A 23,672-nucleotide genomic window follows, 5' to 3' on the forward strand; every position below is an offset into this window, starting at 1 on the left:
AACTCCTCGAACCTTATGGGGTACTCAGCGCAACATGCCGCTGCCGTAGCCCTTCAGGTTGGCTTTCTTCATCAGGGATTCGTACTGGTGCGAAACGAGGTGCGATTGTACTTGGGACATGAAGTCCATCACAACCACGACCACGATCAGCAACGAGGTCCCGCCAAGGTAGAACGGAACGTTTGCCGCAACCACCAGGAACTGGGGAAGCAAACAGACGGCCGTCATATATAGAGCACCGAACAGGGTCAAACGAGTCAGAACGCCATCAATGTAGCGCGCAGACTGCTCACCCGGACGAATACCCGGAATAAAGGCACCGGACTTCTTCAGGTTTTCCGCTACGTCTTTCGGATTGAACATCAACGCCGTATAGAAGAAGCAGAAGAAAATAATCCCTGCACTAAACAGCAGAATATTCAACGGCTGACCAGGAGCGATCGACTGAGAGAGGTCCTGCAGCCAGCCCATATTTTCAGACTGACCAAACCAGGTACCCAACGAAGCCGGAAACAGCAAGATGCTGCTCGCGAAAATTGCCGGAATAACGCCGGCCATATTCACCTTCAGCGGCAAGTGGCTGGTCTGCGCAGCAAACACCTTACGGCCCTGCTGACGCTTGGCGTAGTGAACAGCAATACGACGCTGACCACGCTCAATGAACACCACAAAACCGATAATCGCTACTGCCAGCAAACCGATAGCAACCAGGGCGAAGATATTGATATCCCCCTGACGCGCAGACTCGAAAGACTGCCCAATTGCTCTCGGAAGACCGGCGACGATACCTGCGAAAATCAACATCGAGATACCGTTACCAACACCACGCTCAGTAATCTGCTCACCCAGCCACATCATGAACATCGCACCAGCCACAAACGTGGATACCGCGACGAAATGGAAGCCAAAGTCACCAGTGAACGCAACGCCCTGCCCTGCCAGGCCAACGGACATGCCGATAGCTTGAACCAGAGCGAGGACGACAGTGCCGTAGCGGGTGTACTGGCTAATCTTGCGACGGCCAGCTTCACCTTCCTTCTTCAACTGCTCCAGCTGCGGGCTGACGGCGGTCATCAGTTGCATGATGATCGATGCCGAAATGTACGGCATGATCCCCAGTGCAAAGATGCTCATCCGTTCCAGCGCGCCGCCGGAAAACATGTTGAACAAGCTAAGAATGGTCCCCTCATTCTGTCGAAACAGGTCTGCGAGTCGGTCCGGGTTGATACCTGGAACCGGGATGTGTGCGCCTATTCGGTAGACGATAATCGCCAGGAACAGAAAACGCAGACGAGCCCAAAGTTCAGACATACCGCCTTTGCCGAGCGCTGAGAGAGCACCTTGCTTAGCCATTTATTCCTCGAACTTGCCGCCAGCTGCTTCGATAGCCGAACGCGCACCTTTGGTGGCGCCGATTCCCTTGCCGATAGTGACAGCGCGAGTCACTTCACCGGACAGCATGATTTTCACACGCTGTACGTTGACGTTGATCACGTTGGCATCTTTCAGGGTCTGCACAGTAACGATGTCGCCTTCCACTTTAGCCAGCTCGGACAGACGCACTTCTGCGCGGTCCATGGCTTTCAGGGATACGAAACCGAACTTAGGCAGGCGACGATGCAGCGGCTGTTGACCGCCTTCAAAGCCTGGAGCGATGGTGCCACCGGAGCGGGAGGTCTGACCTTTGTGGCCACGGCCACCAGTCTTACCCAAACCGCTACCGATACCACGGCCCGGACGATGCTTTTCGCGACGGGAACCCGGCGCTGGACTCAGATCATTGAGTTTCATCGATTAACCCTCTACACGCAGCATGTAGTAAGCCTTGTTGATCATCCCGCGATTCTCGGGAGTATCCTGGACTTCTACAGTGTGACCGATGCGACGCAGACCCAAACCCTTAACGCACAGTTTGTGGTTAGGAATGCGGCCGGTCATGCTTTTGATCAGCGTTACTTTAACGGTAGCCATGATCAGAAGATCTCCTTCACAGTCAGGCCACGCTTGGCAGCGATGGACTCAGGAGATTGCATAGCTTTCAAACCCTTGAAAGTGGCGTGAACCACGTTTACCGGGTTAGTCGAGCCGTAGCACTTGGCCAGAACGTTCTGAACGCCAGCAACCTCGAGGACAGCACGCATAGCGCCGCCAGCGATGATACCGGTACCTTCAGAAGCAGGCTGCATGTACACCTTCGAAGCGCCATGGGCAGACTTCATTGCGTACTGCAGGGTAGTGCCGTTCAGATCAACCTGGATCATGTTGCGACGAGCAGCTTCCATTGCCTTCTGGATCGCAGCAGGCACTTCACGTGACTTGCCACGGCCGAAGCCAACACGCCCTTTACCATCACCCACCACGGTCAACGCGGTGAAAGTGAAGATACGGCCGCCTTTAACGGTTTTGGCTACGCGGTTAACTTGAACCAGCTTCTCAATGTAGCCTTCGTCGCGCTTTTGGTCGTTATTTGACATAACTTAGAACTCCAGCCCAGCTTCACGAGCAGCATCAGCCAGCGCTTTAACGCGGCCGTGGTACTTGAAGCCAGAGCGGTCGAAAGCCACTTGCGAGACGCCCACGGCCTTAGCACGTGTAGCGACCAGCTGGCCAACCTTTGTGGCCGCGTCGATGTTGCCGGTGGCACCATCACGCAGTTCTTTATCCAAAGTCGAGGCGCTTGCCAGGACTTTGTTGCCGTCGGCCGAGATGACCTGGGCGTAGATGTGCTGCGACGAGCGATACACGCAGAGACGCACGACTTCGAGTTCGTGCATTTTCAGGCGTGCTTTGCGAGCGCGACGCAGTCGAGTAACTTTTTTGTCGGTCATTTGCTATGCCCTACTTCTTCTTGGCTTCTTTACGACGGACGACTTCGTCCGCGTAGCGCACACCTTTGCCTTTGTACGGCTCTGGTGGACGGAAGTCGCGGATCTCAGCGGCCACCTGACCTACCAGCTGCTTATCGATGCCCTTGATCAGGATATCGGTTTGGCTAGGGGTCTCAGCGGTGATGCCTTCCGGCAGTTCGTAATCCACTGGGTGCGAGAAGCCAAGGGCCAGGTTCAAAACCGTGCCTTTTGCTTGCGCTTTGTAACCAACACCGACCAGCTGGAGCTTACGCTCGAAGCCTTGGCTTACGCCTTGGACCATATTGTTTACCAACGCACGCGTGGTACCGGCCATTGCGCGAGTTTGTTGATCGCCATTGCGAGCAGCGAAACGCAGCTCACCAGCTTCTTCAACGATCTCAACGGACGAATGGATGTTCAGTTCAAGAGTGCCCTTGGCACCCTTCACCGAAAGCTGTTGGCCTGCGAATTTGACTTCGACACCGGCTGGCAGCTTAACGGGGTTCTTAGCGACGCGAGACATGCTTATCCCCCCTTAGAACACAGTGCAAAGAACTTCGCCGCCGACACCGGCAGCGCGCGCAGCACGATCCGTCATCACACCTTTGTTGGTGGAGACGATAGACACGCCCAGACCGCCACGAACTTTCGGCAGATCTTCAGCGGACTTGTACTGACGCAGGCCTGGACGGCTAACGCGCTTCACTTCCTCGATGACCGAACGGCCTTCGAAGTACTTCAGCTCGATGGACAGCAGTGGCTTGATTTCGCTGCTGATCTGATAACCCGCAATGTAGCCTTCGTCTTTCAGGACTTTGGCAACAGCTACCTTCAACTTGGAAGATGGCATGCTTACGACGGACTTTTCAGCCATCTGGGCATTACGGATACGAGTTAGCATGTCCGCTAACGGGTCCTGCATACTCATGGGCTAGACGCTCCTAATACAAAAAAATTAGCCTTGCGGCTACATATGTCGCCGAGAATCTTCCGAGCGTAAAAAACACGGGCTCAGGCGAGCCGCGTATTTTAGACACAGTCCGGAAATGAAACAAGCCCCAAAAGGGGCTTGTTCCAGATTCAAGGCCACCGGCGGTCAGTATCTTGCGAAACCGACCACCTTGACGTTGAAAGTACTTACCAGCTGGCTTTAACCAGACCTGGTACGTCACCACGCATTGCCGCTTCACGCAGTTTGTTACGGCCGAGGCCAAACTTGCGGTAAACGCCGTGTGGACGACCGGTCAGGCGGCAGCGGTTACGCATGCGCGAAGCGCTTGCGTCACGTGGCTGCTTCTGCAGAGCAACTGTAGCTTCCCAACGCGCTTCTGGACTTGCGTTCAGATCAACGATGATTGCTTTCAGTGCTGCACGCTTCTTGGCGTACTTGGCAACCGTGAGCTGACGTTTCAGCTCGCGGTTTTTCATGCTCATCTTGGCCATGGTCCTACTCCAATCAGTTGCGGAACGGGAATTTGAAAGCACGCAACAGGGCGCGACCTTCATCATCGTTCTTGGCAGTGGTGGTCAGGGTGATGTCCAGACCGCGGAGAGCATCGATCTTGTCGTAGTCGATTTCCGGGAAAATGATCTGCTCTTTCACGCCCATGCTGTAGTTACCACGACCATCGAAGGACTTGGCATTCAGGCCGCGGAAGTCGCGGACCCGAGGCAGGGAGATCGACAGCAGACGATCCAGGAATTCGTACATACGCTCACGGCGCAGAGTCACTTTGACGCCGATCGGCCAGCCTTCGCGGACTTTAAAGCCTGCGATGGATTTCCGAGCGTAAGTCACAACGACTTTTTGACCGGTGATCTTTTCCAGGTCAGCAACAGCGTGCTCGATGACTTTTTTGTCACCGACCGCTTCGCCCAAACCCATGTTCAGGGTGATTTTGGTAACGCGTGGAACTTCCATCACGTTCGAAAGCTTAAGTTCTTCCTTAAGTTTCGGTGCGATTTCTTTCCAGTAAATCTCTTTTAGTCGTGCCATGGTCTTCTACCTAGCAGTGTTCAAGCATCAACCGCTTTTTGGGTCGACTTGAAGACACGAATTTTCTTGCCATCTTCTACTTTGAAACCAACGCGGTCAGCCTTGTTGGTTTCGCCGTTGAAAATGGCGACGTTAGAAGCGTCCAATGGAGCTTCTTTTTCGACGATACCGCCTTGCACGCCCGACATCGGGTTAGGCTTGGTATGACGCTTGACCAGGTTCAGACCACCGATAACCAGACGGTTATTAGCGAGAACCTTAAGCACCTTACCGCGCTTACCTTTGTCTTTGCCGGCGATCACGATGATCTCGTCGTCACGACGAATCTTTTGCATGTCGGATCTCCTTACAGCACTTCTGGGGCGAGCGAGACGATCTTCATGAACTTCTCAGTACGAAGTTCACGGGTCACTGGCCCAAAGATACGGGTGCCGATAGGCTCTTGCTTGTTGTTCAGAAGAACAGCAGCGTTGCCATCAAAGCGGATAATGGAGCCATCAGCACGGCGTACGCCGTGACGAGTGCGGACTACAACAGCAGTCATCACTTGGCCTTTTTTCACTTTACCGCGAGGAATTGCTTCCTTGACGGTAACCTTGATGATGTCACCGATACCAGCGTAACGACGATGGGAGCCACCCAGCACCTTGATGCACATAACGCGGCGAGCGCCGCTGTTATCGGCCACATCGAGCATGGATTGAGTCTGAATCATATAATTTCTCCGACCCCTAGTCCTTAGACTTCCACAGCGCGTTCGAGAACATCAACCAGTGCCCAAGACTTGGTCTTGGCCAGCGGACGAGTTTCACGAATAGTGACTTTGTCGCCGATGTGGCACTGATTGGTTTCGTCGTGCGCGTGCAGCTTAGTCGAACGCTTAACATATTTACCGTAGATCGGGTGCTTAACGCGACGCTCGATCAAAACGGTGATGGTTTTGTCCATCTTGTCGCTGACAACACGGCCAGTCAGCGTACGGACAGTCTTTTCGGCTTCAGCCATGATCACTTACCTGCCTGCTGGTTGAGCACAGTCTTCACGCGAGCGATGTCACGCTTAACTTGCGAGAGCAGATGAGACTGCCCCAACTGGCCAGTTGCTTTCTGCATACGCAGATTGAACTGGTCGCGCAGCAGGCCGAGCAGTTGCTCGTTCAGCTGCTGTGCGGATTTTTCACGAAGTTCATTCGCTTTCATCACATCACCGTCCGTTTAACAAAGGCGGTGGCGAGCGGCAGCTTTGCAGCAGCCAGGGCAAAAGCCTCACGCGCCAGCTCTTCAGTTACACCCTCGATTTCATACAGGACTTTGCCTGGCTGAATCTGGGCTACCCAGTATTCCACGTTACCCTTACCTTTACCCATACGAACCTCGAGAGGTTTTTTGGAGATCGGCTTGTCCGGGAATACACGGATCCAGATCTTGCCGCCACGTTTTACGTGACGGGTCAGAGCACGACGCGCTGACTCGATCTGACGAGCGGTGAGACGACCACGAGCTACAGACTTCAGCGCGAACTCGCCGAAGCTGACTTTGCTACCGCGCTGAGCCAGACCACGGTTGTGGCCTGTCATCTGCTTGCGGAACTTCGTACGCTTAGGTTGCAACATTTGGCGTACCCCTTACTTAGCAGCTTTTTTACGAGGCGCTGGTGCTTGTGGTTTCAGTTCTTCTTGGCGACCACCAATTACTTCGCCTTTGAAGATCCAAACCTTTACACCGATCACACCGTAAGTGGTGTGAGCTTCGTAGTTGGCATAGTCGATGTCGGCACGCAGGGTGTGCAGTGGCACACGACCTTCGCGATACCATTCAGTACGTGCGATTTCAGCACCGCCGAGACGACCGCTCACTTGGATTTTGATGCCTTTGGCACCAATGCGCATAGCGTTCTGTACAGCGCGCTTCATAGCGCGACGGAACATTACACGACGCTCCAGCTGCTGAGCTACGCTCTGCGCAACCAGCATACCGTCGAGCTCCGGCTTGCGGATCTCTTCGATATTGATGTGCACAGGCACACCCATTTGCTTGGTCAGGTCCTGACGCAGTTTCTCAACATCTTCACCTTTCTTCCCGATAACGATACCTGGACGAGCGGTGTGGATGGTGATACGTGCGGTTTGCGCCGGGCGATGGATATCGATACGGCTTACGGACGCGCTTTTTAGTTTGTCTTGGAGATACTCACGCACCTTCAGATCAGCGAACAAATAGTCCGCATAAGTCCGGCCGTCTGCGTACCAGACGGAGGTGTGTTCCTTGACGATTCCCAGGCGAATGCCAATGGGATGTACTTTCTGACCCATCTCTTCGACTCCGTTACTTGTCAGCAACCTTGACAGTGATATGGCAAGACCGCTTGACGATGCGATCAGCACGGCCTTTGGCACGTGGCATGATTCGCTTCAGCGAACGCCCTTCGTTGACGAAAACGGTGCTGACTTTAAGGTCATCAACGTCTGCGCCTTCGTTATGCTCGGCGTTGGCTACGGCCGACTCCAGCACTTTCTTCATGATCTCGGCGGCTTTCTTACTGCTGAAAGCCAACAGGTTGAGCGCTTCGCCCACCTTCTTCCCGCGGATCTGGTCGGCGACCAAGCGGGCTTTCTGGGCGGAGATTCGAGCGCCCGACAACTTAGCGGCTACTTCCATTTCCTAACCCCTTAACGCTTGGCTTTCTTGTCTGCCACGTGCCCACGATAAGTGCGGGTACCGGCAAACTCGCCCAGTTTGTGGCCGACCATGTCTTCGTTAACGAGAACTGGGACGTGTTGACGACCGTTGTGTACTGCGATGGTCAAACCGACCATTTGTGGCAGGATCATCGAACGACGCGACCAGGTTTTAACTGGTTTGCGATCGTTCTTTTCCGCCGCCACTTCGATCTTCTTCAGTAGGTGAAGATCAATAAAAGGACCTTTTTTCAGAGAACGTGGCACTGTCGTATCCCTCTATTTACTTGCGACGACGGACGATCATTTTGTCGGTACGCTTATTACCACGAGTCTTCGCGCCCTTAGTCGGGAAGCCCCATGGCGATACCGGATGACGACCACCAGAGGTACGACCTTCACCACCACCGTGTGGGTGGTCAACCGGGTTCATGGCAACACCACGAACGGTTGGGCGAACGCCACGCCAGCGTTTGGCACCAGCTTTACCCAGCGAACGCAGGCTGTGCTCGGAGTTCGAGACTTCGCCCAGGGTCGCACGGCATTCAGCCAGCACTTTACGCATCTCACCAGAACGCAGACGCAGGGTCACGTAGACACCTTCACGGGCGATCAGCTGAGCCGAAGCACCAGCGGAACGAGCGATTTGCGCGCCTTTACCTGGCTTCAATTCGATGCCGTGTACGGTGCTACCAACTGGAATGTTGCGCAGTTGCAGAGCGTTGCCCGGCTTGATCGGTGCCAAGGCACCTGCGATCAGCTGGTCGCCAGCACTCACGCCTTTAGGGGCGATGATGTAGCGACGCTCGCCATCTGCGTACAGCAGCAGAGCGATGTGAGCAGTACGGTTTGGATCGTATTCAATACGCTCGACAGTGGCGGAGATGCCATCTTTGTCGTTGCGACGGAAATCGACCAGACGATAATGCTGCTTATGGCCACCACCGATGTGACGAGTGGTAATGCGACCATTGTTGTTACGACCACCAGTCTTCGATTTTTTCTCGAGCAGCGGTGCGTGAGGAGCGCCTTTATGCAGCTCCTGGTTGACCACCTTGACCACAAAACGGCGGCCAGGGGAAGTCGGTTTGCATTTAACGATTGCCATGATGCACCCCTTCCTTACTCAGCACTGCTGCTGAAATCGAGATCTTGGCCTGGCTGAAGGGAGATAACCGCCTTCTTCCAGTCATTACGCTTGCCCAGACCGCGAGCAGTGCGCTTGCTCTTACCCAGAACATTCAGGGTAGTAACACGCTCTACTTTCACGCTGAACAGGCTTTCGACGGCCTTCTTGATTTCCAGCTTGGTTGCGTCAGTTGCAACCTTGAAAACGAACTGGCCTTTCTTGTCAGCCAGAACCGTAGCCTTTTCGGAAACGTGCGGGCCAAGCAGAACTTTAAATACGCGTTCCTGGTTCATCCCAGCAGCTCCTCGAATTTCTTCACGGCCGACACGGTGATCAACACCTTGTCGTATGCGATCAGACTAACTGGATCGGAACCTTGCACGTCACGTACATCAACGTGTGGCAGGTTGCGAGCAGCCAGGTACAGGTTCTGATCAACAGCTTCGGACACGATCAAAACGTCGGTCAGGCTCATGTTGGTCAGTTTGCCCAGCAGTTCTTTGGTTTTTGGACTTTCAACAGCGAAGTCCTGAACCACGACCAGACGATCGGTACGCACGAGTTCAGCAAGGATGGAGCGCAGTGCTGCGCGGTACATCTTCTTGTTGAGCTTCTGCGAGTGATCCTGTGGACGAGCTGCGAAAGTGGTACCGCCGCCACGCCAGATTGGGCTACGGATAGTACCGGCACGAGCACGGCCAGTGCCTTTCTGACGCCAAGGGCGCTTACCGCCACCACGTACGTCGGAACGGGTCTTTTGCTGCTTGCTACCTTGACGGCCGCCGGCCATGTAGGCCACGACTGCTTGGTGAACGAGCGTCTCGTTGAATTCGCCGCCAAATGTCAGTTCGGAAACTTCGATCGCTTGAGCGTCATTTACATTTAATTGCATGTCAGCTTCCCCTTAACCGCGAGCCTTGGCCGCTGGACGTACAACCAGGTTGCCGCCAGTAGCGCCAGGAACAGCACCCTTGACCAACAACAGATTGCGTTCAGCGTCGACGCGCACTACTTCGAGGGACTGCACGGTCACGCGCTCAGCGCCCATATGACCGGACATTTTTTTGCCCTTGAATACACGACCAGGAGTCTGGCACTGGCCAATAGAGCCCGGGACGCGGTGGGAAACGGAGTTACCGTGAGTGTTGTCTTGACCACGGAAATTCCAACGCTTGATCGTACCCTGGAAGCCTTTACCCTTGGACTGACCGGTTACATCAACCAGTTGACCAGCGGCGAAGATTTCAGCGTTGATCAGATCGCCAGCCTGGTAGTCGCCGTCTTCAAGACGGAACTCCATGACGGTGCGACCAGCTGCAACGTTTGCTTTAGCGAAGTGACCTGCTTGAGCAGCAGTCACGCGCGAAGCACGACGCTCGCCGACAGTGACTTGCACTGCACGATAGCCATCGGTTTCTTCAGTTTTGAACTGGGTGACGCGATTCGGTTCGATCTCAATGACCGTGACCGGAATGGAGACACCTTCTTCGGTGAAAATACGGGTCATACCGCATTTACGACCGACTACACCAATAGTCATGTTGTAAACCTCATGAGTGTACGGGGCTTTCACCCGCTATGGCCGCCCATTTCAGAGCGTTACACGACTAAGACCCAAGTCTTAGCCGAGGCTGATCTGTACTTCCACACCGGCCGCCAGATCAAGCTTCATAAGTGCATCAACGGTTTTATCCGTTGGCTGGACGATGTCCAGTACGCGCTTATGAGTGCGGATCTCGTACTGGTCACGCGCGTCTTTGTTGACGTGCGGGGAGACCAGAACGGTGAACCGCTCTTTACGGGTAGGCAGTGGAATTGGACCACGCACTTGAGCACCAGTACGTTTCGCGGTTTCCACGATTTCCTGGGTGGATTGGTCGATCAGGCGATGGTCAAAAGCCTTCAACCTGATACGGATTTGCTGATTTTGCATTGGATTTCAGACTCCGGCTGCTATTCCCAGCGAGCGCAATACGCCCGTTAAAAGGAGGCGCAATTCTATAGACGGCCCTGATAGGTGTCAACCCAATAAAAAAGGCCCCCGCTGAGCGGGGGCCTTTTCAAAACATCAGAGCTATCTCAGAAGAGATAATTACTCGATGATTTTAGCTACAACGCCAGCACCAACGGTACGGCCGCCTTCACGGATTGCGAAACGCAGACCGTCTTCCATAGCGATGGTTTTGATCAGGGTGACAACCATTTTGATGTTGTCGCCTGGCATTACCATTTCTACGCCTTCCGGCAGTTCGCAGTTACCAGTTACGTCGGTAGTACGGAAGTAGAACTGTGGACGGTAGCCTTTGAAGAACGGAGTGTGACGGCCGCCTTCTTCTTTGCTCAGCACGTACACTTCAGCTTCGAACTTGGTGTGCGGCTTAACCGAACCTGGCTTGACCAGAACCTGGCCACGCTCAACGTCGTCACGCTTGGTACCACGCAGCAGAACGCCGCAGTTCTCACCAGCACGACCTTCGTCGAGCAGCTTACGGAACATTTCAACACCGGTGCAGGTGGTGACGGTAGTGTCACGCAGACCAACGATTTCCAGTGGATCTTGAACCTTGACGATACCGCGCTCGATACGACCAGTTACAACAGTACCGCGACCGGAGATCGAGAATACGTCTTCGATTGGCATCAGGAACGGCTTGTCGATAACACGGACTGGATCTGGGATGTAGCTGTCCAGAGTCTCAACCAGTTTACGAACGGACGTGGTGCCCATTTCGTTATCGTCTTTGCCTTCCAGAGCCATACGAGCAGAACCGATGATGATCGGAGTGTCGTCACCTGGGAAGTCGTAAGTGCTCAGCAGGTCGCGCACTTCCATCTCAACCAGTTCCAGCAGCTCAGCGTCGTCTACCAGGTCAGCCTTGTTCAGGTAAACCACGATGTACGGAACGCCAACCTGACGGGACAGCAGGATGTGCTCACGGGTTTGTGGCATCGGACCATCAGCGGCCGAGCAAACCAGGATTGCGCCGTCCATCTGGGCAGCACCGGTGATCATGTTCTTCACATAGTCAGCGTGACCTGGGCAGTCAACGTGAGCGTAGTGACGGATCAGCGAGTTGTATTCAACGTGCGCGGTGTTGATGGTGATACCACGAGCTTTCTCTTCTGGTGCGCTGTCGATTTTATCGAAATCAACGATTGCGGAACCGAATACTTCGGAGCAAACGCGAGTCAGAGCAGCAGTCAGAGTGGTTTTACCGTGGTCAACGTGACCGATGGTGCCAACGTTGACGTGCGGTAGGGAACGATCAAATTTTTCTTTAGCCACGACAATTAACTCCTTGCCTAAAGGACTGAATCAGCCTTGTTTTTTGGATACAGTTTCAGCGATGTGCGCCGGAGCTGTGTTGTATTTTTTGAATTCCATAGAGTAGCTTGCGCGACCCTGGGACATGGAGCGAACGTCGGTCGCATAACCGAACATCTCACCCAACGGAACCTCGGCGCGAATCACTTTGCCGGAAACCGTGTCTTCCATACCCAAGATCATGCCGCGACGACGGTTAAGGTCGCCCATGACATCACCCATATAGTCTTCAGGTGTAACAACTTCTACCGCCATGATTGGCTCAAGCAACTCACCACCGCCCTTCTGGGCCAGTTGCTTGGTTGCCATGGAGGCAGCCACCTTAAACGCCATCTCGTTGGAGTCGACGTCGTGGTAAGAACCGTCAAAAACGGTTGCTTTCAGGCCGATCAGCGGATAGCCGGCAACAACACCGTTCTTCATCTGCTCTTCGATACCCTTCTGGATAGCAGGGATGTATTCCTTAGGAACAACACCACCTACTACTTCGTTCACGAATTGCAGACCTTCCTGACCTTCGTCAGCAGGAGCAAAACGGATCCAGCAGTGACCGAACTGACCACGACCGCCGGACTGACGAACGAACTTGCCTTCGATTTCACAGTTCTTCGTGATGCGCTCACGATAGGAAACCTGAGGCTTACCGATGTTGGCTTCGACGTTGAACTCACGGCGCATCCGGTCAACCAGGATGTCCAGGTGCAGCTCGCCCATGCCGGAGATGATCGTTTGACCAGTCTCTTCATCAGTCTTGACGCGGAAAGATGGATCTTCCTGAGCAAGCTTGCCCAGAGCGATACCCATTTTTTCCTGGTCATCCTTGGTCTTTGGCTCAACGGCAACCGAAATAACCGGCTCCGGGAAGTCCATGCGAACCAGGATGATTGGCTTGTCAGCGTTGCACAAGGTTTCACCGGTGGTGACGTCCTTCATGCCGATCAAGGCCGCGATGTCACCAGCGCGTACTTCCTTGATCTCTTCACGGGCGTTTGCGTGCATTTGCACCATACGACCCACGCGCTCTTTCTTGCCTTTAACCGAGTTGATCACGCCGTCGCCGGAGTTCAACACGCCCGAGTAAACGCGGACGAAGGTCAAGGTACCCACGAATGGGTCGGTGGCAATTTTAAATGCCAGAGCGGAGAACGGTTCTGCGTCGTCTGCATGACGCTCCAGCTCGATAGTCTCGTCATCCGGGTCAGTACCCTTGATGGCAGGAATATCAACCGGTGCCGGCAGGTAGTCGATCACAGCATCGAGAACCAGGGGAACGCCCTTGTTCTTGAACGAGGAACCGCAAACAGCCAGGACGATTTCGCCAGCGATAGTACGCTGACGCAGAGCGGCCTTGATTTCCACGTTGGTGAGTTCTTCACCTTCGAGGTACTTGTTCATCAGCTCTTCGTTGGCTTCGGCCGCAGCTTCAACCATGTTGTTACGCCATTCGTCAGCCAGTTCCTGCAGTTCAGCAGGGATAGGCTTGCGAACAGGAACCATACCTTTGTCGGCATCGTTCCAGTAGACAGCTTCCATGGTCAACAGATCGATCTGACCCTGGAAATTATCTTCGGAACCGATAGCCAACTGGATTGGCACCGGGGTGTGACCCAAGCGCTGCTTGATCTGACCGATCACGCGCAGGAAGTTCGCACCGGCACGGTCCATCTTGTTTACGTAAACAAGACGTGGAACGCCGTATTTGTTGGCTTGACGCCATACGGTTTCCGACTGTGGCTCAACACCCGAGGTACCGCAGAACACAACGACAGCGCCGTCGAGTACGCGCAGGGAACGCTCAACTTCAATGGTGAAGTCTACGTGGCCCGGGGTATCGATTACGTTGAAGCGGTGCTCATCTTTGTACTGCTTCTCGGAACCCTTCCAGAAGGCGGTAATGGCAGCAGAAGTAATGGTAATACCACGCTCCTGCTCCTGAACCATCCAGTCTGTGGTCGCGGCGCCATCATGCACCTCGCCCATCTTGTGACTTTTGCCGGTGTAAAACAGTACGCGCTCGGTGGTGGTGGTTTTACCAGCATCCACGTGAGCGACGATACCGATGTTACGGTAGCGGCTAATCGGAGTAGTACGAGCCATAAAGCCCTCGCAAAATTAGTGAAGCTAAAATTAGAAGCGGTAGTGCGAGAAAGCTTTGTTGGCTTCAGCCATACGGTGCACGTCTTCACGCTTCTTAACAGCAGCACCTTTACCTTCAGCAGCGTCCAACAGTTCGCCGGCCAAACGCAGAGCCATAGACTTCTCGCCGCGCTTACGGGCGAAGTCTACCAACCAGCGCATTGCCAGGGCGTTACGACGGGACGGACGAACTTCAACCGGAACCTGGTAAGTAGCACCGCCTACACGGCGCGACTTCACTTCGACCAGCGGAGCGATGGCGTCGAGAGCTTTCTCGAAGATTTCCAGGGGGTCGCTGTTCTTGCGTTCTTTAACCTTTTCCAGCGCGCCATAAACGATACGCTCGGCAACGGCTTTCTTGCCGCTTTCCATCACGTGGTTCATGAACTTGGCCAGAATTTGGCTTCCGTATTTTGGATCGTCAAGCACTTCGCGCTTGGCTGCTACGCGTCTTCTTGGCATGGATAAGCCCTCAAACGGTCTTCAGGTTCGCTCGGAATCGGTGCCCTTTCGGGACGCGTCCGACCTTACTCTTATCGACTCAGAAAATAAGATGATTCAGTTTTTTTACAAAAAGCCGCTACTACTTAGGCTTCTTGGTACCGTACTTCGAACGACCCTGGTTACGACCTTTAACGCCGGAAGTATCCAAGGAGCCGCGTACGGTGTGGTAACGAACACCTGGCAAGTCTTTTACACGACCGCCGCGGATCAGTACCACGCTGTGCTCTTGCAGGTTGTGGCCTTCACCGCCGATGTACGAGGAAACCTCGAAACCGTTGGTCAGGCGCACACGGCATACTTTACGCAGTGCCGAGTTAGGTTTTTTCGGCGTGGTGGTATACACACGGGTGCATACGCCACGACGTTGCGGGCAGTTCTGCAGCGCAGGCACGTCGGATTTCTCGACGATACGCTTACGCGGCTGACGTACCAGCTGGTTGATAGTTGCCATCTACTAGCTCCACTGTTGTCTTGCGACGCTATTGTCTTGCAAGAAAAGCAAAATGGCAGGAACGAATTCCCGCCAAATTTAGGGGTACAAGAGTCTAAAGAGGATCTTGTCCCCAGTCAAGGCAAGGCCCCGACCTCCCCTCTCGTCGAATCGGGGCATATATGCCTCGATCCGACGAATGGGGGTGTCAGGGCCCGGCCTCATCTATCGCAGAACTCAGTTACCGCTTGAGTTCAGCGCTTCGGTCAGTGCAGCTTCCACTTCACTGGCGCTCACGCGCAACGGCTTGTCAGCATCACGGCGGCGCTTGCGCTCGCTGTGGTAAGCCAAACCGGTACCGGCCGGGATCAAACGACCCACGACTACGTTTTCTTTCAGGCCGCGCAGGTAATCGCGCTTGCCGGTTACCGCTGCTTCGGTCAGTACACGAGTGGTCTCCTGGAAGGAGGCCGCCGAGATGAACGACTCAGTGGACAACGACGCCTTAGTGATACCCAGCAGCACGCGAGTGAACTTGGAAACGAATTTCTCGTCGTTCGCCAGGCGCTCGTTTTCCACCAGTACGTGAGTCAGTTCCATCTGGTCGCCCTTGATGAAACTGGAATCGCCGGATTCAGCGATTTCAACTTTACGCAACATCTGACGCAGGATGGTCTCGATATGCTTGTCGTTGATCTTCACGCCTTGCAGGCGGTAAACGTCCTGGATCTCGTTAACGATGTACTTGGCCAGCGCACTCACACCCAGCAGACGCAGGATGTCGTGTGGATCGCTCGGGCCGTCGGAGATAACTTCGCCGCGGTTTACCTGTTCGCCTTCGAAGACGTTCAGGTGACGCCACTTCGGAATCAGCTCTTCGTACGGATCGCTACCGTCGTTCGGGGTAATGACCAGACGGCGCTTGCCCTTGGTCTCTTTACCGAACGCGATGGTGCCGCTGACTTCAGCCAGAATCGACGCTTCTTTCGGGCGACGCGCTTCGAACAAGTCGGCAACACGCGGCAGACCACCGGTGATGTCGCGAGTTTTCGACGTTTCTTGCGGGATACGCGCGATAACATCACCGATCGCGATCTTCGCACCATCCGCTACACCGACCAGGGCGTTGGCTGGCAGGAAGTACTGAGCGATTACGTCAGTGCCTGGCAGCAACAGATCCTTGCCGTTGTCGTCGACCATCTTCACGGCAGGACGGATGTCTTTGCCGGCAGCTGGACGGTCTTTGGCGTCGAGTACTTCAATGTTGGTCATACCGGTCAATTCGTCAGTCTGACGCTTGATCGTGATGCCTTCTTCCATGCCCACGTAGGTCACGGTACCTTTCATTTCGGTAACGATTGGGTGGGTGTGCGGGTCCCACTTGGCCACGATTGCGCCAGCGTCGACCTTGTCACCTTCCTTGACCGAAATCACAGCACCGTACGGCAGCTTGTAACGCTCACGCTCACGACCGTAGTCATCAGCGATTGCCAGCTCACCGGAACGGGACACAGCGACCAGGTGGCCATCCACTCGCTCAACGTGCTTGAGGTTATGCAGGCGGACGGTACCGCCATTCTTCACCTGAACACTGTCGGCTGCGGAGGTCCGGCTTGCCGCACCACCGATGTGGAACGTACGCATGGTCAGCTGGGTACCCGGCTCACCGATGGACTGGGCAGCGATAACGCCGACCGCTTCACCGATGTTCACCTGGTGACCACGAGCCAAGTCACGGCCGTAGCACTTGGCGCAGATGCCGTAGCGGGTTTCGCAGCTGATCGGCGAGCGAACGATCACTTCGTCGATGCTGTTGAGTTCGATGAACTCGACCCACTTCTCGTCTACCAGGGTGCCGGCAGGAACGATAACTTCCTCGGTACCTGGCTTGAACACGTCACGGGCAATCACACGACCCAATACGCGCTCACCCAGTGGCTCTACAACGTCACCGCCTTCAATGTGCGGAGTCATCAGCAGGCCGTGCTCGGTGCCGCAATCGATCTCGGTTACAACCAGATCTTGTGCAACGTCTACCAGACGGCGCGTCAGGTAACCGGAGTTAGCGGTTTTCAACGCGGTATCCGCCAGACCTTTACGAGCACCGTGAGTGGAGATGAAGTACTGAAGTACGCTCAAACCTTCACGGAAGTTCGCGGTAATCGGCGTTTCGATGATGGAGCCATCCGGCTTGGCCATCAGGCCACGCATACCGGCGAGCTGACGGATCTGCGCAGCAGAACCCCGTGCGCCCGAGTCGGCCATCATGTACATCGAGTTGAAAGACTCTTGATCGACTTCGACGCCATGACGGTCGATGACTTTCTCTTTCGAGAGGTTGGCCATCATCGCCTTGGACACTTCGTCGTTGGCCTTGGACCAAAGGTCGATCACTTTGTTGTACTTCTCGCCCTGGGTTACCAGGCCGGAGGCGTACTGGCTCTCGATCTCTTTCACTTCGTCAGTGGCGGCACTGATGATGCGAGCTTTTTCATCCGGGATAACGAAGTCGTTAACGCCGATGGAAACGCCGGAGATAGTCGAGTAAGCGAAACCTGTGTACATCAACTGGTCAGCGAAGATAACGGTCTCTTTCAAACCAACCACGCGGTAGCACTGGTTGATCAGCTTGGAGATCGCCTTTTTCTTCATCGGCAGGTTGACGACGTCGTACGACAGACCTTTTGGCACAACTTGATACAACAGCGCACGGCCGACAGTAGTGTCGACAATACGGACATTGCTCACGCTGCCGCCATCACGGTCGTTGACGGTTTCGTGGATCCGCACTTTAACCTTGGCGTGCAGTGCGGCTTCGCCGGCACGGAACACACGGTCAACTTCCTGCAGGTCAGCGAATACGCGACCTTCGCCCTTGGCGTTGATCGCTTCACGGGTCATGTAGTACAGACCCAATACAACGTCCTGCGACGGAACGATGATTGGCTCACCGTTGGCTGGCGACAGAATGTTGTTGGTCGACATCATCAACGCGCGCGCTTCCAACTGGGCTTCCAGTGTCAGCGGTACGTGCACGGCCATTTGGTCGCCGTCGAAGTCGGCGTTGTACGCAGCACAGACCAGAGGGTGCAGCTGGATAGCCTTACCTTCGATCAGTACCGGTTCAAACGCCTGGATACCCAGACGGTGAAGGGTCGGTGCACGGTTGAGGAGAACCGGGTGTTCGCGAATCACTTCAGCGAGAACGTCCCAAACCTCTGGCAGTTCGCGCTCGACCATTTTCTTGGCCGCTTTGATGGTGGTCGCCAGACCGCGCATTTCCAGCTTGCCGAAGATGAACGGCTTGAACAGCTCGAGTGCCATCTTCTTGGGCAGACCGCACTGGTGCAGACGCAGGGTCGGGCCTACGGTAATTACCGAACGACCGGAGTAGTCAACACGCTTACCGAGCAAGTTCTGACGGAAACGACCCTGCTTACCCTTGATCATGTCAGCCAGGGATTTCAGAGGACGCTTGTTGGAACCGGTGATAGCACGGCCACGACGACCGTTGTCGAGCAAGGCGTCGACGGCTTCCTGCAACATACGCTTTTCGTTGCGCACGATGATGTCCGGAGCGGACAGATCAAGCAGGCGCTTCAAGCGGTTGTTACGGTTGATCACGCGGCGGTACAGGTCGTTGAGGTCGGACGTCGCGAAACGACCACCGTCCAACGGTACCAGCGGACGCAGGTCTGGCGGCAGAACCGGCAGAACGGTCAGCACCATCCACTCTGGCAGGTTGCCGGAACCCTGGAAGGCTTCCATCAACTTCAGACGCTTGGACAGCTTCTTGATCTTGGTTTCGGAGTTGGTTTGCGGAATTTCTTCGCGCAGACGGCCAATCTCGTGCTCCAGGTCGATAGCGTGCAGCAGTTCGCGGACAGCTTCGGCACCCATGCGGGCATCGAAATCGTCACCGAACTCTTCCAGCGCTTCGAAGTACTGCTCATCGTTCAGCAGCTGACCTTTTTCAAGGGTGGTCATGCCTGGATCGATAACGACGTAGCTCTCGAAGTAGAGAACGCGTTCGATATCACGCAGGGTCATGTCCATCAGCAAGCCGATACGGGACGGCAGCGATTTCAGGAACCAGATGTGGGCAACCGGCGAAGCCAGTTCGATGTGCGCCATGCGCTCACGACGAACCTTGGCCAGTGCAACTTCAACGCCGCACTTCTCGCAGATCACGCCACGGTGCTTCAAGCGCTTGTACTTACCGCACAGGCACTCGTAATCCTTTACCGGGCCAAAGATCTTGGCGCAGAACAGGCCGTCACGCTCAGGTTTGAACGTACGGTAGTTGATGGTTTCCGGCTTTTTAACTTCACCGAACGACCACGAACGGATCATCTCAGGCGATGCCAACCCAATACGGATGGCGTCGAACTCTTCGACTTGACCCTGGTTTTTCAGCAAATTCAGTAGGTCTTTCAAGGCCTTTCCTCCTGGCGGAGCAGAGAGCGGGCCAAACGGCCTCGCTCTCGATTCGCGTCACGTGTTATTCGGTTTCCAGATCGATATCGATGCCGAGGGAACGAATTTCTTTGATCAACACGTTGAAAGACTCGGGCATGCCCGGCTCCATACGGTGATCGCCGTCCACGATGTTTTTGTACATCTTGGTACGACCGTTCACATCGTCCGACTTCACTGTGAGCATTTCTTGCAGAGTGTATGCAGCACCGTATGCTTCCAGTGCCCAGACCTCCATCTCCCCGAAACGCTGACCACCGAACTGAGCCTTACCACCCAGCGGCTGCTGGGTAACCAGGCTGTACGAACCGGTAGAACGAGCGTGCATCTTGTCGTCTACCAAGTGGTTCAGCTTCAGCATGTACATGTAGCCAACAGTAACCGGGCGCTCGAACTTGTTGCCGGTACGGCCATCGAACAGCTGCATCTGGCCGCTTTCCGGCAGGTCTGCCAGTTTCAGCATGGCCTTGATTTCGCTTTCCTTGGCACCGTCGAACACCGGGGTAGCCATTGGAACGCCGCCGCGCAGGTTCTTCGCCAGATCCAGGATTTCCTGGTCGGTGAAGGTGTCCAGCTCTTCGTTGCGACCGCCGATCTCGTTGTAGATCTCGTGCAGGAACTTACGCAGGTCAGCGACCTTGCGCTGCTCTTCGATCATACGGTTGATCTTCTCGCCCAGACCTTTGGCCGCGAGGCCCAGGTGGGTTTCGAGGATCTGACCAACGTTCATACGCGAAGGTACGCCCAACGGGTTGAGGACGACGTCGACCGGGGTGCCATTGGCATCGTGCGGCATGTCTTCAACCGGCATGATCACGGAGACCACACCTTTGTTACCGTGACGACCGGCCATCTTGTCGCCCGGCTGGATGCGGCGACGGATTGCCAGGTAAACCTTGACGATTTTCAGCACGCCCGGAGCCAGGTCATCGCCCTGCTGCAGTTTGCGCTTCTTGTCTTCGAACTTGTCGTCCAGCAGACGGCGGCGATCAACGATGTAGGCCTGAGCCTTCTCGAGCTGCTCGTTCAGAGCATCTTCAGCCATGCGCAGCTTGAACCACTGGCCGTGCTCAAGACCGTCGAGGATTTCGTCGGTGATGTCCTGACCTTTCTTCAGGCCTGCGCCGCCTTCAGCCTTGTGGCCTACCAGAGCGGAACGCAGACGTTCGAAGGTCGCGCCTTCAACGATACGGAACTCTTCGTTCAGATCCTTGCGGATCTCGTCGAGTTGGGTCTTCTCGATGGACAGTGCACGAGCATCACGCTCAACGCCGTCGCGGGTGAAGACCTGTACGTCGATGACGGTACCCTTGGTACCGGTAGGTACGCGCAGGGAGGTGTCTTTAACGTCGCTGGCTTTTTCACCGAAGATGGCACGCAGCAGCTTCTCTTCCGGAGTCAGTTGGGTCTCGCCTTTCGGAGTGACCTTACCGACCAGGATGTCGCCTGCGCCAACTTCAGCACCTACGTAAACGATACCGGCTTCGTCCAGCTTGTTCAGTGCAGCTTCACCCACGTTAGGGATGTCTGCAGTGATTTCCTCTGGCCCAAGCTTGGTGTCACGTGCCACACAGGTCAGTTCCTGGATGTGGATCGTGGTAAAGCGATCTTCTTGAACAACGCGTTCCGACAGGCAGATGGAGTCTTCGAAGTTGTAACCGTTCCAGGCCATGAACGCGATGCGCATGTTCTGACCCAGTGCCAGCTCACCCATATCGGTGGACGGGCCATCGGCCATGATATCGCTACGCTGAACGCGGTCACCCTTACGCACCAGCGGACGCTGGTTGATGCAGGTGTTCTGGTTCGAACGGGTGTATTTGGTCAAGTTGTAGATGTCGACACCGGCTTCACCGGTTTCAACTTCGTCATCGGCAACACGAACCACGATACGGCTGGCATCAACGGAGTCGATCACGCCACCACGACGAGCCACGACGCAAACGCCGGAGTCACGGGCTACGTTACGCTCCATGCCGGTACCTACCAGCGGCTTGTCGGCGCGCAGGGTCGGTACAGCTTGACGCTGCATGTTGGAACCCATCAACGCACGGTTGGCGTCATCGTGTTCCAGGAACGGGATCAGCGACGCTGCAACCGACACTACCTGCTTGGGCGATACGTCCATCAAGGTGACGTCTTCCGGCGCCTTGACGGTGAACTCGTTCAAGTGACGAACAGCTACCAGCTCGTCGATCAGGACTTTTTTGTCGTTCATCGTGGCCGAAGCCTGAGCGATCACGTGATCAGCTTCTTCGATGGCGGACAGGAACACGATCTCGTCGGTGACCAAGCCTTCTTTCACCACACGGTACGGGCTCTCGAGGAAGCCGTACTGGTTGGTGCGCGCATAAGCGGCCAGGGAGTTGATCAGACCGATGTTCGGACCTTCCGGCGTTTCGATCGGGCAGACACGACCGTAGTGCGTCGGGTGTACGTCACGGACTTCGAAGCCTGCGCGCTCACGGGTCAGACCGCCCGGGCCCAGTGCCGAAACACGGCGCTTGTGGGTGATCTCGGAGAGCGGGTTGTTCTGGTCCATGAACTGCGAGAGCTGGCTGGAACCGAAGAACTCTTTCACCGCCGCAGCCACTGGCTTGGCGTTGATCAGGTCTTGCGGCATCAGGCCTTCGCTTTCAGCCATCGACAGACGCTCTTTGACCGCACGCTCAACACGTACCAGGCCAACGCGGAACTGGTTCTCGGCCATTTCGCCTACGCAGCGAACACGACGGTTACCCAGGTGGTCGATGTCATCGACGATGCCTTTACCGTTACGGATGTCGACCAGGGTCTTCAGTACCGCGACGATGTCTTCCTTGCACAGCACGCCCGAACCTTCGATCTCGGTACGACCGATACGACGGTTGAACTTCATCCGGCCGACCGCAGACAGGTCATAACGCTCAGGGCTGAAGAACAGGTTGTTGAACAGGGTTTCGGCAGCATCTTTGGTAGGTGGCTCACCAGGACGCATCATGCGATAGATCTCGACCAGCGCTTCCAATTGGTTGCTGGTGGAGTCGATCTTCAGGGTGTCGGAGATGAACGGACCGCAGTCGATGTCGTTGGTGTACAGGGTCTCGATGCGAACGACTTGAGCCTTGGCGATTTTGGCCAGGATCTCGGTGTTCAGCTCGGTGTTGCACTCAGCCAGGATTTCGCCTGTCGCCGGGTGAACGATGACCTTGGCGGTAGTGCGACCCAGGACGTAGTCCAGCGGCACTTCCAGCTCTTTGAGACCGGCTTTTTCGATCTGGTTGATGTGGCGCGCGGTGATACGGCGGCCGGCTTCAACAATGACCTTGCCCTTTTCATCCTGGATGTCCAGGACGGCAATTTCACCACGCAGACGCGAAGCGATCAGCTCCAGCTTGAGGGTTTCATCCTTCAGGCTGAATACGTTGGTGGTGTAGAAGGCGTCCAGCACTTGCTCAGTGGTATAGCCGAGCGCGCGCAGCAGTACCGAGGCCGGCAGCTTACGACGACGGTCGATACGCACGAACACGCAGTCTTTCGGGTCGAACTCGAAGTCCAACCACGAACCGCGGTACGGAATGATCCGCGCGGAGTACAGGAGCTTACCGGAGCTGTGCGTCTTGCCGCGGTCGTGGTCAAAGAACACGCCCGGGGAACGGTGCAGCTGGGAAACGATTACGCGCTCGGTACCGTTGATAACGAAGGTACCGTTCTCAGTCATCAGGGGGATTTCACCCATGTAGACTTCTTGCTCTTTGATGTCCTTGATCGCTTTGTTCGACGACTCTTTGTCGAAGATGATCAGACGGACTTTTACCCGCAAAGGTACGGCGTACGTAACACCGCGCAACACGCATTCTTTGACATCAAATGCCGGTTCGCCCAGGCGATAACCGACGTACTCCAGCGCAGCATTGCCGGAGTAGCTGATGATCGGGAAAACGGATTTGAAGGCCGCATGCAGGCCCACGTCGCGGAACTGATCTTTGGTCGCTCCCGCCTGCAAGAATTCACGATACGAATCCAGCTGGATAGCCAGAAGGTACGGGACATCCATGACGTCCGGCAACTTGCTAAAGTCCTTGCGGATACGTTTTTTCTCAGTATATGAGTAAGCCATCAGCGTTCCCCAGCTTGGTCACCTGCTTGTTTGGCCCTCCCGACGGGAGCA

28 protein-coding genes are annotated in these 23,672 nt (G+C 55.3%); all 28 read right to left on the reverse strand.

All coding sequences use genetic code 11. From position 1 onward, the window contains the following. Positions 1 to 24 precede the first annotated feature (24 nt). Positions 25 to 1,353 carry a preprotein translocase subunit SecY gene (secY, locus tag BFP96_RS02965; RefSeq protein ID WP_003194637.1) on the reverse strand — a complete coding sequence of 443 codons (1,329 nt, stop codon included), beginning with the start codon at positions 1,351 to 1,353 and terminating at the stop codon, positions 25 to 27. Further along, positions 1,354 to 1,791 carry a 50S ribosomal protein L15 gene (gene rplO / locus BFP96_RS02970; protein ID WP_003176407.1) on the reverse strand — a complete coding sequence of 146 codons (438 nt, stop codon included), beginning with the start codon at positions 1,789 to 1,791 and terminating at the stop codon, positions 1,354 to 1,356. Positions 1,792 to 1,794: 3 nt separating this feature from the next. Next, positions 1,795 to 1,971 (reverse strand): 50S ribosomal protein L30, encoded by a 177-nt coding sequence (rpmD, locus tag BFP96_RS02975; RefSeq protein WP_003176408.1) that lies wholly within the window; start codon positions 1,969 to 1,971, stop codon positions 1,795 to 1,797. A gap of 2 nt (positions 1,972 to 1,973) precedes the next feature. Then, on the reverse strand, positions 1,974 to 2,474 hold the full coding sequence (rpsE, locus tag BFP96_RS02980) for a 30S ribosomal protein S5 (protein ID WP_003176409.1): 501 nt from the start codon (positions 2,472 to 2,474) through the stop codon (positions 1,974 to 1,976). A 3-nt stretch (positions 2,475 to 2,477) separates the two neighbouring features. Next, positions 2,478 to 2,828 (reverse strand): 50S ribosomal protein L18, encoded by a 351-nt coding sequence (rplR, locus tag BFP96_RS02985; RefSeq protein ID WP_017135964.1) that lies wholly within the window; start codon positions 2,826 to 2,828, stop codon positions 2,478 to 2,480. A gap of 10 nt (positions 2,829 to 2,838) precedes the next feature. Next, positions 2,839 to 3,372 carry a 50S ribosomal protein L6 gene (gene rplF / locus BFP96_RS02990; protein WP_003176412.1) on the reverse strand — a complete coding sequence of 178 codons (534 nt, stop codon included), beginning with the start codon at positions 3,370 to 3,372 and terminating at the stop codon, positions 2,839 to 2,841. Between the two features lie 12 nt (positions 3,373 to 3,384). Further along, the gene (rpsH, locus tag BFP96_RS02995; RefSeq protein WP_003176413.1) at positions 3,385 to 3,777 is read right to left on the reverse strand and encodes a 30S ribosomal protein S8; all 393 of its coding nucleotides are present in this window, start codon (positions 3,775 to 3,777) and stop codon (positions 3,385 to 3,387) included. A 209-nt stretch (positions 3,778 to 3,986) separates the two neighbouring features. Next, positions 3,987 to 4,292: a 30S ribosomal protein S14 gene (rpsN, locus tag BFP96_RS03000; protein WP_003176414.1), complete on the reverse strand. Its 306-nt coding sequence runs from the start codon at positions 4,290 to 4,292 to the stop codon at positions 3,987 to 3,989. A gap of 13 nt (positions 4,293 to 4,305) precedes the next feature. After that, complete coding sequence (gene rplE, locus BFP96_RS03005) at positions 4,306 to 4,845, reverse strand: 50S ribosomal protein L5 (RefSeq protein WP_003176415.1); 540 nt, start codon at positions 4,843 to 4,845, stop codon at positions 4,306 to 4,308. A 20-nt stretch (positions 4,846 to 4,865) separates the two neighbouring features. Further along, positions 4,866 to 5,180: a 50S ribosomal protein L24 gene (rplX, locus tag BFP96_RS03010; RefSeq protein ID WP_003176416.1), complete on the reverse strand. Its 315-nt coding sequence runs from the start codon at positions 5,178 to 5,180 to the stop codon at positions 4,866 to 4,868. Between the two features lie 11 nt (positions 5,181 to 5,191). Next, complete coding sequence (rplN, locus tag BFP96_RS03015; RefSeq protein ID WP_002555479.1) at positions 5,192 to 5,560, reverse strand: 50S ribosomal protein L14; 369 nt, start codon at positions 5,558 to 5,560, stop codon at positions 5,192 to 5,194. Between the two features lie 23 nt (positions 5,561 to 5,583). Further along, entirely contained in the window at positions 5,584 to 5,850 is a 267-nt protein-coding gene (gene rpsQ / locus BFP96_RS03020) for a 30S ribosomal protein S17 (RefSeq protein WP_003176419.1), read from the reverse strand. A gap of 2 nt (positions 5,851 to 5,852) precedes the next feature. Then, positions 5,853 to 6,044, reverse strand: coding sequence for a 50S ribosomal protein L29 (rpmC, locus tag BFP96_RS03025; RefSeq protein ID WP_002555481.1), 192 nt, complete (start codon positions 6,042 to 6,044; stop codon positions 5,853 to 5,855). Further along, positions 6,044 to 6,457, reverse strand: coding sequence for a 50S ribosomal protein L16 (gene rplP / locus BFP96_RS03030; protein WP_003232424.1), 414 nt, complete (start codon positions 6,455 to 6,457; stop codon positions 6,044 to 6,046). Before rplP ends, rpmC begins: the two co-directional genes overlap by 1 nt. A gap of 12 nt (positions 6,458 to 6,469) precedes the next feature. Further along, on the reverse strand, positions 6,470 to 7,156 hold the full coding sequence (gene rpsC, locus BFP96_RS03035) for a 30S ribosomal protein S3 (protein ID WP_003176422.1): 687 nt from the start codon (positions 7,154 to 7,156) through the stop codon (positions 6,470 to 6,472). Between the two features lie 13 nt (positions 7,157 to 7,169). Then, positions 7,170 to 7,502, reverse strand: a complete 333-nt coding sequence (gene rplV, locus BFP96_RS03040) for a 50S ribosomal protein L22 (protein WP_003103908.1) — start codon at positions 7,500 to 7,502, stop codon at positions 7,170 to 7,172. Positions 7,503 to 7,513: 11 nt separating this feature from the next. Beyond that, entirely contained in the window at positions 7,514 to 7,789 is a 276-nt protein-coding gene (rpsS, locus tag BFP96_RS03045; RefSeq protein ID WP_002555486.1) for a 30S ribosomal protein S19, read from the reverse strand. 16 nt (positions 7,790 to 7,805) lie between these two features. Then, a complete protein-coding gene (gene rplB, locus BFP96_RS03050; RefSeq protein ID WP_003176423.1) occupies positions 7,806 to 8,630 on the reverse strand; it encodes a 50S ribosomal protein L2 in 825 nt (274 codons plus the stop codon). Between the two features lie 14 nt (positions 8,631 to 8,644). Beyond that, positions 8,645 to 8,944: a 50S ribosomal protein L23 gene (gene rplW / locus BFP96_RS03055; protein ID WP_002555488.1), complete on the reverse strand. Its 300-nt coding sequence runs from the start codon at positions 8,942 to 8,944 to the stop codon at positions 8,645 to 8,647. Next, entirely contained in the window at positions 8,941 to 9,543 is a 603-nt protein-coding gene (gene rplD / locus BFP96_RS03060; RefSeq protein WP_057014518.1) for a 50S ribosomal protein L4, read from the reverse strand. The genes rplW and rplD overlap by 4 nt, the downstream gene beginning before the upstream one ends. A 12-nt stretch (positions 9,544 to 9,555) precedes the next feature. Further along, the gene (gene rplC, locus BFP96_RS03065; RefSeq protein WP_003194649.1) at positions 9,556 to 10,191 is read right to left on the reverse strand and encodes a 50S ribosomal protein L3; all 636 of its coding nucleotides are present in this window, start codon (positions 10,189 to 10,191) and stop codon (positions 9,556 to 9,558) included. Between the two features lie 81 nt (positions 10,192 to 10,272). Beyond that, a complete protein-coding gene (gene rpsJ / locus BFP96_RS03070) occupies positions 10,273 to 10,584 on the reverse strand; it encodes a 30S ribosomal protein S10 (RefSeq protein ID WP_003186070.1) in 312 nt (103 codons plus the stop codon). A gap of 159 nt (positions 10,585 to 10,743) precedes the next feature. Then, positions 10,744 to 11,937, reverse strand: coding sequence for an elongation factor Tu (gene tuf / locus BFP96_RS03075; protein ID WP_003176426.1), 1,194 nt, complete (start codon positions 11,935 to 11,937; stop codon positions 10,744 to 10,746). A 30-nt stretch (positions 11,938 to 11,967) separates the two neighbouring features. Beyond that, positions 11,968 to 14,073, reverse strand: a complete 2,106-nt coding sequence (gene fusA / locus BFP96_RS03080; protein WP_015886136.1) for an elongation factor G — start codon at positions 14,071 to 14,073, stop codon at positions 11,968 to 11,970. Between the two features lie 30 nt (positions 14,074 to 14,103). After that, entirely contained in the window at positions 14,104 to 14,574 is a 471-nt protein-coding gene (rpsG, locus tag BFP96_RS03085; protein WP_002555493.1) for a 30S ribosomal protein S7, read from the reverse strand. A gap of 121 nt (positions 14,575 to 14,695) precedes the next feature. Continuing rightward, positions 14,696 to 15,067, reverse strand: coding sequence for a 30S ribosomal protein S12 (rpsL, locus tag BFP96_RS03090; RefSeq protein WP_002555494.1), 372 nt, complete (start codon positions 15,065 to 15,067; stop codon positions 14,696 to 14,698). A gap of 216 nt (positions 15,068 to 15,283) precedes the next feature. Beyond that, a complete protein-coding gene (gene rpoC, locus BFP96_RS03095) occupies positions 15,284 to 19,483 on the reverse strand; it encodes a DNA-directed RNA polymerase subunit beta' (protein ID WP_065888415.1) in 4,200 nt (1,399 codons plus the stop codon). A gap of 64 nt (positions 19,484 to 19,547) precedes the next feature. After that, positions 19,548 to 23,621 (reverse strand): DNA-directed RNA polymerase subunit beta, encoded by a 4,074-nt coding sequence (gene rpoB, locus BFP96_RS03100; protein WP_057724824.1) that lies wholly within the window; start codon positions 23,619 to 23,621, stop codon positions 19,548 to 19,550. Positions 23,622 to 23,672: the final 51 nt, after the last annotated feature.

The sequence above is a fragment of the Pseudomonas sp. 34 E 7 genome, assembly GCF_900005715.1.
Taxonomy (GTDB): Bacteria; Pseudomonadota; Gammaproteobacteria; order Pseudomonadales; family Pseudomonadaceae; genus Aquipseudomonas; species Aquipseudomonas orientalis_A.